Origin of the sequence: uncultured Kordia sp., from assembly GCF_947489565.1 — a bacterium.
Classification (GTDB): Bacteria; Bacteroidota; Bacteroidia; order Flavobacteriales; family Flavobacteriaceae; genus Kordia.
This window is the reverse complement of the sequence record NZ_CANLEA010000009.1, coordinates 152998-169290: the sequence shown is the minus strand read 5'-3', so window position 1 is coordinate 169290 and position 16293 is coordinate 152998. Positions and strand designations below refer to the sequence as shown.

The window sequence follows — 16293 nt, the reverse complement described above, 5'->3', positions numbered from 1 at the left end:
TTATTTAATACGTTATTATTACACAAGAAAAACAATAATCATTATTTGTTTCAAGGTATATTTATATATCGTCTTTTGTGCTATTTACGATTTAAAAAAATAACTAAATCCGTTCACATGAGATTAAAATTACTATTCGTATTCTTAACTGTTACTAGCATTCTTTTTGCAGCTTCAGAAGTTGCGTCACTTCCAAACAACAATTTTACCAATACACTTCCACTAATTAATGAAGATAACGATACTTCAAATACAGTAGAAGCAAGCACTGATGAAGTCAATGTCCCAGATACGGTCGAATTAGCCATACCAATTACGCCTTTACCAGAAGGAACAGGTTGTCAAACGATAACCTAATTGAACTCGATTTTGGAATGCCAGGTATAACTGATAGTGGTTTGGGCGGATGTAGATTTACTGGTTCTGGAACACTAGATCTATTTTTTACATGGACAGCAACAACCGATGGTTTAAAATTTGAGAGATTTGGAAGTAATGAACCTGTTGGAGTCATTGTTAGAAATGCAACGGCACCGTATGATATAATTGATTGTACAAGCCTAGGTTCAGGTAATTCCTCAGATATTATTTTTACAGGTTGGGAAGTAGGAGACAATCTCATCATTCAAGTAAATAGAACACGATTTCCTTCTGGTGGAACTATGATTTCACGTTTCTGTTTAGAAGAAAAAACAATTATTCCGCCACCGAACGATACAGCTGCTGGAGCAATTCCGATAACGCCAAGCGCTGTAGGAAGTGATTGTTCCATAACGAGTAATAACCTAACTGTACTTTTCGACACAGATACCTATACTACTACAGATAGCGGATTAGATAGTAGTTGTAGAGGTGAAAACACAGGTGCAGATCAATTCTTTACATGGACAACAACTTCTACAGGTTTGCTTTTTGGACCCAATACTGACTTAGTTGGAATTACAATTCGAAGTACTTCGGGGGTTGAATATGTATGTGCTGTAAGATCTTATGGAGATTCTGTGAGACTTAGTGGATGGCAACTTGGAGAAGAACTCATCATTCAAATACATTTATACAAATACACACATCATGATTCCCGTACATTCTGTTTGCAAGAATTCAATACTCCAGAAAATGATTTAATAACTGGAGCCATTCCAATTGTTCCTGATGATTTTGGGGAGTATTGTACTGAAAGAACCTTACCTTTTAGTACGGATGGAACTACCGATAGTGGACTAGACGGAACATGTAATGCTGGCAATACAGGATATGATCAATTTTTTACATGGACGGCAACAACCGATGCATTAATTTGGACAACACTTGGAGGTAATCCTGGGATTATTATAAGAAATGCTGTAGGAAATGAGATTATATGCACAAATGCTATTGGTGTTACTCCAGAAGATACTGTTTTAAGTGGTTGGGAAGTAGGTGATGAATTAATTATTCAAATTTATTCTTGGGTATTTCAAACGAGTATAGGTCCTTATCCATTGGATCTAACACCCGCGAGGGATGTGTCATTCTGTCTGCAAGAATATATGTTAATAGTACCTCCAGGACAAACATTTGTGCCAGACAATAACTTTGAGCAAGCATTAATCGATTTAGGTTATGATGATGTGTTAGATAATTATGTGCTTACGGCAAATATTAATTCAGTAACTTCTTTAAATATTACCAACAAGAACATTGTAAAACTTAAAGGAATTGAAGATTTTACAGCATTACAACAATTGGATTTTAGTGATAATATGGTTACTGTTTTAGATGTTAGTCAAAATGCACAATTGACAACATTGGTATTTCCTAACAATGCCCTAAGGGAGTTAGATGTTTCTCAAAATCCACTGTTAACAACGATACTTGCAGAAGGAAATTCATTATGGAGAATCGATGTTATTCAAAATCCATTATTAGAAAATTTGAATGTTGCTAACAATTCATTTAATAGTTTAATTTTAACTCAAAATCCAGCGTTAACAATCGTAAATGCAGCAAATAATTCATTAAGAAGAATCGATGTTACTCAAAATATCGCACTAACATCTTTAACAATAGACGGAAATAGTATTAGTGCCTTAGATGTTACAAACAATCCATCACTATCGTATGTGTCTGCGGCAGATAATGAATTGACCTCGGTTGATATCACTCAAAGTCCACTACTGTCAGCTGCACATTTTGAAAACAATCAATTAAACAGTATTAATGTATCACAAAACCCAACACTACAAACACTAAATATTGACGGATACAGTCAAATTTCAACTATAAATGTCACTGTAAATACTGCTTTGGAAGTTTTAAACATAAGCAATACACAAATTTCAGAAGTAGCTATTTCAGACAATATAAACTTAAAAAGTCTATCACTAGCAAACTGCCCTATCGCAGGAATTGATGTTACGGATAATGTCTTACTGCAAACGTTACATGCCGAAGGAAGCTCGCTATTTTATATAGATGTATCTCAAAATCCAGACTTAATAAATTTATCCTGTAATGATAGCGACATGCTTAATAGTATAAATATTCAAAATGGAAACAATGCAAATGTCTTAACTTTCAATACTACAAACACACCAAGTTTAAGCTGTGTTCAGGTAGATGATGCGGCATACAGTACTGCCAACTGGAACAATGTTGATCTCGGCACAAACTTCACTACGGATTGTAATTTTCCTGAAAATGATAATTGTGTAGATGCCATTGCTGTGCCAATTAGTACTGTTCTTTGCGAAAATGCTGTTGCCGGAACGCTAGCATTGGCTACAAACTCAAACACATTTCAATGTTTTGGAGACTCAGGTAGCTTTTCAGATGTTTGGTTCAGTTTTGTTGCCACAGAAACCACACATAACATCAAAATACTAAATTCATCAGGAGTTAATTCAGGAATATATATTACGGTCATTGATGCACAAACCTATAACTGCGGAAACATCACCGATGCAATCTATTGTTCAACTTCAAATGCGTTAGAAGATGAGGTAACAGGATTAATTATTGGAAATACTTACTATCTTCAAGTATATACAGATATAGCTGCTTCAACAGAAACATTTGATGTGTGTGTTGCCACAACAACGACACCAGGACTTACCTATGTGCCAGATGATAACTTTGAACAAGCACTCATCGATTTAAACTTTGACGATGTGTTGGACGATTATGTAGCAACAGCAAATATCAATACGGTAACTAACTTAAACATTCGCAATCTCGGTATTTCTGATCTTATAGGAATAGAAGACTTTGCAGCATTGGAAATCTTAGACTGTGGCGTAAACCTTTTAAGCATACTAGATTTAAGTAACAACAGCAACCTAAATGATGTAGCAGTAGACAATAATATGTTGACTAGCTTCAATATAAAAAACGGAAACAATACCAATATAATAGCATTTACCACGCTTGGAAACTTTGATTTATCCTGTATTCAAGTAGATGTTGCTGCATATAGTACAACCAATTGGTCAAATATTGAACCTACTACAAGCTTTAATGAACTTTGTAATACTTCGGTTCAAATAGCGGCAAAAGTATACTTGCAAGGCGCTATGCTACAAAGCACCAATGGTTTTATGCGAGCCGACTTAAAAGATAATAATTACATTGATAAAGCCGCCAGTCCTTATGGAGATGGAGCTAGTATATCTTATGAGGCTTTTACCGCTGTAGGTAATGATAAAATAGTCGATTGGATATGGATAGAACTTAGAGATGCCACAAATCCTACGACGATCATTGATGGAAAATCAGCAATACTACAAAGTGATGGCGATATTGTAGAAGCAACTGCAAACAATGTTTCTACTCCGATAAGCTTCAGTCAAGATGCGGGTGATTATTACATCGTCATAAAACACAGAAATCACTTTGGAATCATGTCAAATAGTACTTTTGCGCTGTCTGATACGGTCACTGCTGTAGATTTTACAAATAGTAACAATCCAATTACCTATGGAACACATGCGCAAACGACCTTTGGAATGCCAGAAAACACTCTAGGAATGTGGTGTGGTGATGTAAATGGAGATCATTTAATCCAATATTCGGGAAACAGTGCAGATACACCAGCGATTCTCTCAAAAGTACTAAATGATCCAGGAAACTTTCTAAACTTCCCTACCTATAGAGTTTTAGGTTATGATGCACACGATATCAATATGGATGGTCACACACAATATTCAGGTACAAGTCCTGATGCACCATTTTTATTGCAAAATGCATTGGCACATCCAGGGAACTTCTTAAACTTTCCTACTTTTCAAATTATAGAACAATTGCCAGAACATGAATAGAAGAATAAAAAAATCACTTTAATAATGTATTTGTTCAAGCTCAAGATGAGGTTTTAAAAGTTTTAAAATAATCACCATACAATTTTAACAATCGTTATTTATAAATATCGATGGATTTAAGATTTTTAAGTTTAAAAAAAGAATTCATTTAAGTACATTCGCGGAAGCAATTTTTCCCTCGTTCCATATTGATTAATAAGTCACTTTATTTAAAATCAGAGTAGTAGATGTATATGTCTTAAAATCCATGTACACTAGCTTTGTGCCATTTATAAATCTAAAATCTGAGAAGTCTGTTTTTAAAATAATTAAGATTTTCAGGTTACAAAGATTAAAAAATGACATAATAGATTACAGGTGCTAAAAAAATGCTTAATTAAACTCAAAACATGAAACAGAAATTACTATTTGTATTATTAATTTTTACAAACCTACTTTTAGCAACCACAGAAGTTGCGCCACCATCAAATGACGACTTTGCAAATGCTATTCCAATTACTTGTGGGAATACATATACCTCTAGCACGCTAGAAGCAACTTTAGACGAAGACAATGCTCCCGATGCTACCAGTCCGCAAGCAGTAGACTTAGATGCACCCAACATTTGGTATACGTACACAGGTTCGGGAATTCCAGAAGAGGTAACTTTAGATTTATGTGCTTCCGGATATGACACATCATACTTAGTATACACAGGGACTTCTGGGAATTTATCGCTCGTAGCAGCAAATGATTTCAATACACCTGTATGCGGATCAGGATTTCGATCGTATGGAACTTTTGAGTCAGACGGAACAACAACGTATTATATCACGATAACTGGATATAATTCTGGAGATGTTGGTGCAGTTAATTTAAATGTATCCTGTATTCCTGTGGGAGCAGAAGAAATTCCTGATGCTAACTTTGAACAAGCGTTGATCGATTTAGGATTAGATACGGGACCTGTAGATGGATTTATTTTTCCAGCGGCACTCGATCAAGTAACAGCTTTAAACATTAGCAATAAAAACATAAGTGACCTAACAGGAATTGAATTCTTTACGTCATTACAAACATTAAACTGTAGCAATAACAACTTAACAACATTAGATGTATCGGCAAATACGAGTTTAATGACACTCAACTGTTCTTTTAATGCATTGACGACATTGAATCTAAGAGATTTACCTAGCTTAAACCTTTTAATTTGTAATAACAATCTACTCACAAAGTTAAATGTGAAAAATGGAAACAATGCAAATTTTATAGCGTTTATTGCTAGTAGTAATCCAAACTTGACTTGTATAGAAGTTGACAGTCCAGCATATAGTACGTCCAATTGGGGAAGTGTAGATACGGGAGTTACTTTTGCCGTATTTTGTGATCCTGTAACGTACATTCCAGACAATAATTTTGAGCAAAACCTAATTGATAGAGGCTTGGATGATGTATTAGATGATTATGTGCTAACGGCTAATATTAATACGGTCACTGCTGTAGATCTTGCCAATAGCAATGTTGCTGATTTAACAGGAATAGAAGATTTTACAGCATTACAAACGTTATATGCAAATGGAAACCAATTAACAAGCGTAGATCTAACTCAAAACACTTCTTTACAGACATTAGAAATCAACGGCAATACAATAAGTACTATTGATCTTACACAGAATACCGCTTTAGTTAATCTAGATATTTGGAGTAATCCAATAACAACAATTGACTTAACACAAAATGTAGCATTGGAAAGAGCAAACTTTCAGTTTTGTCAACTAACTTCTATTGATGTATCTCAGAATATTGCATTAAAGAAGTTAAGTGTTAATAATAATAGTCAAATAACAACTATTGACGTTTCTACAAATACAAACCTAGAAGATTTAGCACTTACATCTACACAAATATCAATATTAGATGTCTCTAATAATCCAAATTTAAAAGAGTTATTTTTAGGAAACTGTCCAATTTCAGACTTGGAAATTTCTACAAATTTAGCGTTGGTGTTTTTAAATATTTCAGGAACGTTAATTCAAGATATAAATCTATCGAATCATCCAGCTTTTGATGCACTATTTGCTGAAAATACAACAGCATTAACAAACATAAATGTTCAAAACGGAAACAATACAAACTTTAGATTTTTCTATACCAACAACACTCCAAATTTAGAATGTGTGCAAGTAGACGATGTTACTTATAGTACTGGTGCTTGGACCAATGTAGACACTGGAACAAACTTCAGTCTACTTTGTGCTGCTATAAATGACGAATGTGTAGACGCTATAAATATTCCTGTAAGTGATTTTGCTTGTGGAAATACCACTACAGCAACCATGCTAGATGCAACAGATTCAAATTCATTACAATGTTTTGGTGATAATGCGAACTTTTCAGATGTATGGTTCAGCTTTACCGCAACTGACACAAGTCATGTGATCAAATTACAAAACCTAACAGGCGCACCAGACTTTTTATGGCACGCACTGATTGATGCACAAACCTATAACTGTGGAAACATTACAGATGCTATTTATTGCACCGATGCATTAGAAGGTATGGCAACAAATTTAACGGTTGGTAATACTTATTACATTCAAGTATATTCGCATGTAGCCAACGCAAATACGGTATTTGACATTTGTGTGGCACCTGTCATTCCGCCAACGCAAGTATATGTGCCAGATGACAATTTTGAGCAAGCATTGATCGATTTAGGATACGACACTGTATTAGATGATTTGGTATTGCGTGCCAATGTAAGTACGGTGACAACATTAGACGTTATCAATAAAAATATTGCAGACCTAACAGGAATTGAAGCATTTGTTGCTTTAGAGGAATTACATATTGATAACAACAATATCTCTACAACAGTAAATCTAACGCAAAACCCTTTCCTAGAAACGTTCTTTGCTGAAGGGAATACTATGACATCACTAGATTTGACGCAAAACTCACTTTTAGAAACTGTATTCATTGCAGGCAATTCACTAACAACATTAGATGTTTCACAAAATCCACAATTACGATTCTTATTTGCAGAAAACAATTCTCTTTCGTCATTAGATGTAACACAAAACCCTGCCTTAAGAAATATGGGAGTTGGCGGAAACAACCTTACAGCATTAAATATTACGCAAAATCCATTACTAACGTATATTTCCGCAACAAACAATTCGTTAACCACCATCGATATATCACAAAACCCTGCATTAACACAGGCTTACTTTTCAAACAATCAACTCACGTCCATCAATGTATTGCAAAATTTATTATTAGAAGACTTAGGAGTTTTTAGCAATCCTCAAATACCTAGTATCAATGTCTCTGCAAATACAAACTTAAAAACACTAAACGTGAGCTTTACACAAGTTTCATCTATCGACGTATCAAACAACTTAGCTTTAGAGCAACTATCATTTGTAAACTGTCCAGTAACTGAAATAGATGTCTCTGCAAATTTGGCTTTAAAAACATTAAGTGTCGCACAAAGTTTAGTGTCAACAGTAGATGTATCTGGGAATCCAATGTTAGAATGGCTTTCTTGTAGAAATACGCCAACGCTTGCAAACTTAAACATGCAAAACGGAAACAATATGAATGTTACATTTTTCTTAGCTACAGATACGCCAAACCTAAGTTGTATTCAAGTAGATGATGTAGCCTTCAGTACTGCCAATTGGACTGATGATGTCGATCCAGGTGTTACCTTTAGTACCAATTGTCCAACACTCGTATATGTGCCAGATGATAACTTTGAGCAAGCGCTGATCGATTTAGGATACGATACTGTACTAGATGATTATGTGTTAGAAAGCAATATCAATACGGTTACATCTTTAGATGTGAGTAATAAAAATATAGCTGACTTAACAGGAATTCAAGGATTTGCCGCTTTAGAAATTCTATATGCATTTGACAATCAATTGACAAACATTAATGTGGCTCAAAATACAGCCTTAGAGATTTTAGAGCTAAAAAATAATACTATTTTGTTTATTGATTTAACACAAAATGCTGCATTAAAGGTTGTAAATATCGGAAGTAATGGATTAGCAGAAATAGACCTTACTCAAAACTTATTACTAGAAAAAGCTAATTTACGACTCAATCAATTGGTCAATATCGATGTATCACAAAATGTTGCGCTTGAAGATTTAACTCTTGAAGGAAATACGTCGATGTCGTCTGTAGATGTCACAACAAACACAAATTTAGTTTTGCTATCACTAAGTGATACACAAATATCAACGATAGATGTTACTAACAGTCCAAACCTAGAACAATTATATCTTGGGAATTGCCCAGTTTCAGTACTAGACATATCAGCTAATTTAGCCTTGCAAATCTTGAGTGTCTCAGGAACTCTTATCACAAAAATTGACGTATCTGATCATCCAGCTTTTGATGCGCTATTTGCAGAAAACAGTAATTTCTTAACAGGTATAAATGTTCAAAATGGAAACAATATGAACTTTAGGTTTTTCTTCACTAGAAACACACCAAATCTAGCCTGTGTTCAAGTAGATGATGTAGCATACAGTACTGCCAATTGGGACGATGTAGATACAGGAACAAACTTCAGTACAGATTGCGGTTTCCTTGAAAATGATGAATGTGTAGATGCAATCGACATTCCAATAAGTAATGGTACTTGTAATATGACAGTTTCAGGAACCTTAGTAGGAGCAACCGATTCAAATTCCTTGCATTGTTTTGGAGACTCGCCAAACTTTACAGATGTTTGGTTTAGTTTCGTTGCTACAGAAACTACGCATAACATATCAATCTTAAATACAACAGGCCCGTCAAATACGGTATTTCATGCTGTTATTGATGCGCAAACATACAATTGCGGAAACATCACAAATGCACTATACTGTGCAGATGAATTACAAAGTCAAGCAACTGGTTTAACGGTTGGAAACACATATTACGTTCAAGTATATTCTGATTTAGCAAACTCAACAGAAACCTTTGATATTTGTGTGGCTACAACGACAATTCCTGGGTTGACATACGTGCCAGACGATAACTTTGAGCAAGCGCTTATTGATTTAGGCTTAGATACAACCTTAGACGATTATGTAACTACGGCAAACATCAACACGGTAAACGACTTAAACATTCGTAACCTTGGTATTTTTGATCTTACAGGAATTGAAGATTTTGCAGCATTAGAAATTTTAAACTGTGGACTCAATATCCTTGGAGAAGTAGACCTGAGTAATAATAGCAACCTAACCAGTTTAATAGCAGATAACGCTGCATTAATTGCCTTAAATGTTCAAAATGGAAACAATGGCAACGTAACAACGTTCATTACGCTTGGAAATGTAGATTTATTTTGTATTCAAGTCGATGATGCCGCATATAGTACGAGCAATTGGTCACTTGTAGAACCGACCACAAGTTTCAGTGAATTCTGTGGAAATCCTATTCAAATAGCAGCAAAAGTATATTTGCAAGGTGCCATGCTTCAAAACACAGATGGCTTTATGCGAACAGATTTAAAAGACAATAATTATATTTCTGATAATGCAAGTCCTTATGCAGATGCTATTGGCATGTCTAATGAAGTATTTTCGGCTACTGGACAAGACAAAATAGTTGATTGGGTTTGGATAGAACTCAGAGATGCTACAAATCCTGCAACAATCATTGATGGAAAATCTGCGGTATTAAAACGTGATGGTAACATTGTAGAAGCAACTGCAAATAATACAACGACTCCAGTAAGTTTTAGTCAAGCACCTGGCGATTATTATATTGTTATCAAACACCGAAATCACTTAGGAATCATGTCAGATGGCGCGCTTACCTTGTCTAATATTACGCTCACTTCCGTAGATTTTACCGATAGTAACAATCAGCTTACTTATGGCTCAAATGCACAAACAACCTTTGGAATGCCTGCGAATACGGTAGGAATGTGGTCTGGAAATGTAAATGGAGATAACTTAGTGCAGTACTCTGGAACCAATCCAGATGCACCAGCAATTCTTTCAAAAGTACTCAATGATGTTGGAAACTTCCTCAACTTTCCAACCTATGTGGTTACGGGTTATGAAGCAAACGATGTCAACATGGACGGAAGCACACAATACACAGGAACCAATCCAGATACGCCGTTCATATTGCAAAATGTACTAGCGCATCCAGGAAACTTTTTAAACTTTAGTACGTATCAAATCACAGAACAATTGCCAGAAAACGAATAAAAGAACGTAAAACGGCATACAAAACATTCAAAAAGCGATTATTGCACCTGTAATAATCGCTTTTTCTTTCTATAAAAATGAACATAACAAAACCAATCAAACGCTATTGAAAATTCATAAAATAGTTAACTTCATTACCACAAGAGCTTTTCATCTCTAAAAATAGATTCTCGTCATAGGTTTATAGTTTTTTTAGTATTAGCATCATTTATTTTTATCATAAGTTTTACTGATATCTTAATTGTTAAATCATTTGTAAAGTATTTTCGTAAATCGCGACAGATTTCGTAATTTAGCAGACCAGATAAAAACAAAAAAATTCTTATAGAAAATATGTCAGATAACATAGCTACGTTAGAAATTAATGGCGAAAAATATGAGTTCCCTGTAATTGAAGGAACAGAAAATGAAATCGCTATTGATATTAAAAAATTGAGAGGCGCAACAGGAGGCGTTATTACCATTGATCCAGGATATAAAAACACAGGTTCTTGCCAAAGTGGAATCACGTTTTTAGATGGAGAAAAAGGTATTCTTCGCTACCGAGGTTATGCCATCGAAGACTTAGCTGAAAAAGCAGACTTTCTTGAAGTTGCGTATTCATTAATTTTTGGAGAATTGCCAACTTCAGATCAATTGGCAAAATTTCACAAAGACATCAAAGCGCAATCTATAGTTGATGACGATATAAAGAAAATTTTAGATGCTTTTCCAAAAAGCGCACATCCAATGGGCGTATTAGCATCACTTACAAATGCATTAACTGCGTTCAACCCTTCCTCTGTAAATGTAGATTCAGAAGAAGATATGTACAAAGCCATTGTAAAAATGCTTGGAAAATTCCCAGTATTAGTTGCTTGGACAATGCGTAAGAAACAAGGATTACCTTTAGATTATGGTGATGCATCATTAGGATACGTAGAAAACGTATTGAAAATGATGTTCAAACAACCAAATGAAGAATATAAGCTAAACCCAATCGTAGTAAATGCATTAGACAAACTATTAATCTTACATGCAGATCATGAGCAAAACTGTTCTACATCTACAGTACGTATCGTAGGTTCGTCTCACGCAGGATTATTTGCTTCACTTGCGGCTGGAATTTCTGCACTTTGGGGTCCATTACACGGAGGTGCAAACCAAGCTGTATTAGAAATGTTAGAAGCTATTCGTCAAGATGGTGGAGACACTAAAAAATACATGGCAAAAGCAAAAGACAAAAGCGATCCTTTCCGCTTAATGGGATTCGGACACAGAGTATATAAAAACTTCGATCCAAGAGCTACCATTATTAAAGTCGCTGCCGATGAGGTATTAGGAGACTTAGGAGTTGAAGATCCAATCTTAGATATTGCTAAAGGACTTGAAAAAGAAGCTTTAGAAGATCCGTACTTTGTAGATAGAAAACTATATCCGAATGTAGATTTTTACTCTGGAATTATTTACAGAGCTATGGGAATTCCAACAGAAATGTTTACCGTAATGTTTGCTTTAGGTCGTTTGCCAGGATGGATTGCTCAATGGAGAGAAATGCGCTTACGCAAAGAACCAATTGGACGTCCACGCCAAATATACACTGGAGAAAATTATAGAGATTTCAAAGAAATTTCAAAAAGATAATATATAACAAAACATTACTAAGCTTCACGGGCTCAAAACCTGTGAAGCTTTTTTACTATATACAGCCCCGAAATAGACATGTTAGAATTATACGTAAACGACGAAACCGCCCGATTAAAAGCAGTTGTACTTGGAACTGCTGAAAGCTGTGGACCTACACCAAAAGCAGAAGACTGTTACGATCCAAAATCAAAACAGCATGTACTTGCCGGAACGTATCCGCTGGAAAAAGATATGATTCCTGAAATGGAAGCTGTCGCTGCGATCTTCGAAAAATATGATATAAAAGTATTCAGACCTAAAATCATTCAAGATTACAATCAAATTTTTTCAAGAGACATCGCTTTTGTCATAGAAGACAAATTTATCAAGTCGAACATATTACCAGATCGTGACCGTGAAATAGATGCCATTCAACATGTAATTGACCAAATAGATCCAGCAAATGTCATAAGCTTACCAGAAGAAGTACACGTAGAAGGTGGCGATGTAATGCCTTGGGGCGATTATATTTTTGTGGGAACCTATTCAGGTGAAGACTATCCAGATTATATTACGGCACGTACCAATACGGATGCAGTCATCGCATTGCAAGAATTATTTCCAAACAAAACAGTAAAATCATTCGAACTTCGTAAATCAAATACAGAACCAAAAGAAAATGCACTGCATTTAGATTGTTGTTTTCAGCCTATAGGAAAGGATAAAGCAATTTTACACAAAAATGGTTTTTTGGTTGAAGAAGAATATGAATGGTTGGTAAATTTCTTTGGGAAAGAAAACATCTTCGAAATTACAAAAGACGAAATGTATAATATGAATAGTAATATATTTTCCATTTCGCCAGAAGTAATTGTCTCTGAACAAAACTTTACACGTTTAAACGATTGGTTAGCATCACAAGGATTTACGGTAGAAAAAGTTCCGTATGCTGAAATTGCCAAGCAAGAAGGATTATTGCGTTGTAGTACAATGCCGTTAATCAGAGCATAGTAAGGTTTTTTGTTTTCTATTGACTAACATGCTAAATGAGTCCATATGCGAAAACGTATCCTGAAAATCTGTATTTTTATAAGCATTCTGAGTTGTTCCTATCACGGAATGGCACAAGGCGCAATTAGCGGATTCTACAATAAAAAAGGAGACGCAACACTCGTACTTGGTGCAGGTTTTGAAGACTCCAAAAACTATTTTATTGGGAGAGAAAAAAGTGATCTTAGTCGAAACTTATACAGCATTTCTATATTTGGAATTTACGGAATCAATGACCGATTCAATGTACAAGCTTCGTTGCCATACTTATCAAGCAATCAGCAAAATGGATTGCAAGATGCACAAGTTTTTGTAAAGTATAAAGCTACAGAAACCCAATATAAAACAGGAACACTAGCACTATCATTCGCAGCAGGATTTTCAACAAATGTGAGCAATTATCGCTTAGGCGGATTGAATGATTTGGGACAGCAAGCCAAGATTTTAGACACACGTGTACTATTGCATTACCAACAACAATCAGGTTGGTTTGCCAATATACAAAGTGGTTTCTCTTTCAAATTTGAAGAAGTGCCAAACAGCTTTCCATTCACATTCAAAATAGGAAAAGCAAGTGCCAAAAGTTACTTCGATTTTTGGTATGACTTTCAACATGCTTTTGGCGGAATAGACTATCGCGGCACGCCAAGACCGCAAAATTTCAAAGAATTTGGAGTTAGTTACCATAAAATAGGAGGAACCTATCACTTTCCAATATCCAACAAAGCCGGAATTTACATTGCGCCATCATATACCATTTCAGGAAGAAATGTATTTCAAGGGTTTGCCTATCATTTAGGTCTTACCTATCAATTATAAAATAAAAATCTGAATTTCAGTATTTTAAAAATAACTGAGAAGATTTACTTCAAAATGATGAAGGCTGAATTCACTTAAAATTAATACTATAATTGAAAGGTTCATAATTTTTGCATCTTCCCATTGAAAAAAGTGAAATTAAACTAGCATTATTTTAGTTTTTACGTAATTTTACAATCTTAAAAAAACAACGTAAAAGTAACTATACATAATGCAGCAGATTACCAACACGATCCTTATGGTACGTCCGGTTGCGTTTCGAATGAACGAACAAACCGCCGTAAATAATTACTATCAAAAAGTATTAGAAGATTTATTGCCCGAAACAGTGCAAGCCAAAGCAGCCAAAGAATTTGACGAATATGTTGAAAAACTTAGAGCTATTGGTGTCAATGTAGTGGTAATTCAAGATACCAAAGAACCTGATACACCAGATTCAATTTTTCCAAACAACTGGATTTCATTTCACGAAAACGGAAACGTAGGATTGTATCCAATGTACGCCGAAAATCGACGTCAAGAACGTAGAGAAGATGTATTGGTTGAACTAGAAAATAAAGGTTTTCATATTGAAAATGTTGTTGACTATACTTCTGCGGAAGATGAAGACGTTTTCTTAGAAGGAACAGGAAGCATATTATTAGATAGAGTAAACAGAAAAGCTTATTGTGCGTTGTCACCAAGAGCCGATGAAGAATTATTCATTGAATTCTGTGAAGACTTTGAATATTCTCCAGTAATCTTCACGGCAAATCAAACGGTAAATGGTGAACGAAAAGCGATTTATCATACGAATGTAATGATGTGTTTAGCGGAAAAATTCTCTGTAATTTGCTTGGAATGTATTGATGATAAAAAAGAACGTGAAAACGTAAAAAAACATCTGAAACAAGATGGCAAAGAAATCATTGCTATCACAGAAGCACAAGTCAACAACTTTGCAGGAAATATGTTGCAAGTCAAAGGCGCAAATGATGAACCTTTCTTAATCATGAGTGCTGCGGCACATCAATCATTAACCAAAGGTCAAATAGAAGCCATAGAAAAGCACTGTAAAATTGTATCAAGTTCATTAGATACAATTGAAGTTTGTGGCGGTGGAAGTGCACGTTGCATGATGGCTGAGGTTTTCTTGCCGAAGAAATAATATTTCGATTCCGCTCAATATTCTCAATCGAGAAGAAAAATGAGTAACAACTAAAAAGTACATTGAGCGGAGTCGAAATGTACTTTTTTTTTATAAAAATAAAATACCTACCATTGAATACTCAGTCTACCAATCAAAAAACACGTATTGAACTCTTAGACGTGTATCGCGGATTGGTCATTCTTGGAATTTTTGTTGTCAACATTGTCATTATGAATTCAATGTTCTTGAATCAGGACAACTTTGCATTGCAATGAACAATTATGGTTGATACAATAGCTATAGTTATTGGGCAAACATTTCTCAAGAAACTCTGGCTCACCTATTTTAAATTTGGACCGTTGGAATGAATTTGACGTTGCTTAACGTACAAAAAATTACTGCCAATAAAGAAGAAATAAATGATGCAATAACTGTCAAAGTGATGATAGTTTTTCATTATATTATTTCAATAAAATCAAAGTGTAAGCATGTCATAGGTTCATCAATACTTCAAATTCGAGTAAGAGTAATGTTATAAAAAATGACAAAAAATGTTTAAAAAAGTGGAAAATGTATTGAAAATTGGCAATATCTCCATAAAAATGGTAGATAATTAATGAATACTTTTGTTTTTAACAAACAACCAATTACTTTTATGCACTAGATTGGAATGCCTCGAAACAAGTTCCCTTACATCAGAAAAATAGTATCATGCTATCTAAAAAAACAAAATACGGGCTCAAAGCATTAACATACATTGCCAGAAAAGGCGATGATGCTCCTGTATTAATATCTGAAATTGCAACAGAAGAAAACATCTCTAAAAAGTTTTTAGAAGCCATCCTTTTACAATTGAAAAATAACGGTTTGCTAGGTTCCAAAAAAGGAAAAGGCGGTGGTTATTATCTTATAAAAACACCAAGCGAAATTAAAATAGCTTCGCTTATCCGAATTCTAGAAGGACCTATTGCCATGCTGCCTTGCGTAAGCTTAAACTTTTATGAAAAATGTGACGACTGTATTGATGAAACCACATGCGGATTGCACCATTTAATGTTAGAAGTACGCGATAATATGTTGGCAGTTTTGGACAATAAAACCCTAGAAGACCTTACAAGTTTATAAATCTTACATTATCTGCATCAACTTTTCGTTATTCATAGTCAATAATTGATATCTTTGCATCTTAAAT

The 16293-nt window shown here is 34.7% G+C and carries 9 protein-coding genes; all 9 read left to right on the top strand.

The features are described from left to right. Positions 1 to 117: 117 nt before the first annotated feature. The 9 genes from Q0845_RS13955 to Q0845_RS13915 all read left to right on the top strand — a co-directional run bounded on the left by Q0845_RS13955 (position 118) and on the right by Q0845_RS13915 (position 16226). Positions 118 to 357, top strand: coding sequence for a hypothetical protein (locus Q0845_RS13955; RefSeq protein WP_298514278.1), 240 nt, complete (start codon positions 118 to 120; stop codon positions 355 to 357). Then, positions 339 to 4295: a hypothetical protein gene (locus Q0845_RS13950; RefSeq protein WP_298514276.1), complete on the top strand. Its 3957-nt coding sequence runs from the start codon at positions 339 to 341 to the stop codon at positions 4293 to 4295. The genes Q0845_RS13955 and Q0845_RS13950 overlap by 19 nt, the downstream gene beginning before the upstream one ends. Before the next feature lie 389 nt (positions 4296 to 4684). After that, complete coding sequence (locus tag Q0845_RS13945; RefSeq protein ID WP_298514274.1) at positions 4685 to 10498, top strand: hypothetical protein; 5814 nt, start codon at positions 4685 to 4687, stop codon at positions 10496 to 10498. 333 nt (positions 10499 to 10831) lie between these two features. Continuing rightward, on the top strand, positions 10832 to 12121 hold the full coding sequence (locus Q0845_RS13940; protein WP_298514272.1) for a citrate synthase: 1290 nt from the start codon (positions 10832 to 10834) through the stop codon (positions 12119 to 12121). Positions 12122 to 12199: 78 nt separating this feature from the next. Then, a complete protein-coding gene (locus Q0845_RS13935; RefSeq protein WP_298514269.1) occupies positions 12200 to 13114 on the top strand; it encodes a dimethylarginine dimethylaminohydrolase family protein in 915 nt (304 codons plus the stop codon). A 45-nt stretch (positions 13115 to 13159) separates the two neighbouring features. Continuing rightward, a complete protein-coding gene (locus Q0845_RS13930) occupies positions 13160 to 13972 on the top strand; it encodes a hypothetical protein (RefSeq protein ID WP_298514267.1) in 813 nt (270 codons plus the stop codon). Between the two features lie 211 nt (positions 13973 to 14183). After that, the gene (ctlX, locus tag Q0845_RS13925; RefSeq protein ID WP_298514265.1) at positions 14184 to 15119 is read left to right on the top strand and encodes a citrulline utilization hydrolase CtlX; all 936 of its coding nucleotides are present in this window, start codon (positions 14184 to 14186) and stop codon (positions 15117 to 15119) included. 113 nt (positions 15120 to 15232) lie between these two features. Then, positions 15233 to 15376, top strand: coding sequence for a hypothetical protein (locus tag Q0845_RS13920; protein WP_298514263.1), 144 nt, complete (start codon positions 15233 to 15235; stop codon positions 15374 to 15376). A 436-nt stretch (positions 15377 to 15812) separates the two neighbouring features. Then, positions 15813 to 16226 carry an Rrf2 family transcriptional regulator gene (locus Q0845_RS13915; protein ID WP_298514260.1) on the top strand — a complete coding sequence of 138 codons (414 nt, stop codon included), beginning with the start codon at positions 15813 to 15815 and terminating at the stop codon, positions 16224 to 16226. Positions 16227 to 16293: the final 67 nt, after the last annotated feature.

Excerpts from the sequence above, each read along its gene's own strand:
- Q0845_RS13940 (WP_298514272.1), top strand. The coding sequence starts at position 10,832 with ATGTCAGATAACATAGCTACGTTAGAAATTAATGGCGAAAAATATGAG.
- ctlX (WP_298514265.1), top strand. The coding sequence starts at position 14,184 with ATGCAGCAGATTACCAACACGATCCTTATGGTACGTCCGGTTGCGTTT.
- Q0845_RS13935 (WP_298514269.1), top strand. The coding sequence starts at position 12,200 with ATGTTAGAATTATACGTAAACGACGAAACCGCCCGATTAAAAGCAGTT.
- Q0845_RS13930 (WP_298514267.1), top strand. The coding sequence starts at position 13,160 with ATGCGAAAACGTATCCTGAAAATCTGTATTTTTATAAGCATTCTGAGT.
- Q0845_RS13915 (WP_298514260.1), top strand. The coding sequence starts at position 15,813 with ATGCTATCTAAAAAAACAAAATACGGGCTCAAAGCATTAACATACATT.
- Q0845_RS13955 (WP_298514278.1), top strand. The coding sequence starts at position 118 with ATGAGATTAAAATTACTATTCGTATTCTTAACTGTTACTAGCATTCTT.
- Q0845_RS13945 (WP_298514274.1), top strand. The coding sequence starts at position 4,685 with ATGAAACAGAAATTACTATTTGTATTATTAATTTTTACAAACCTACTT.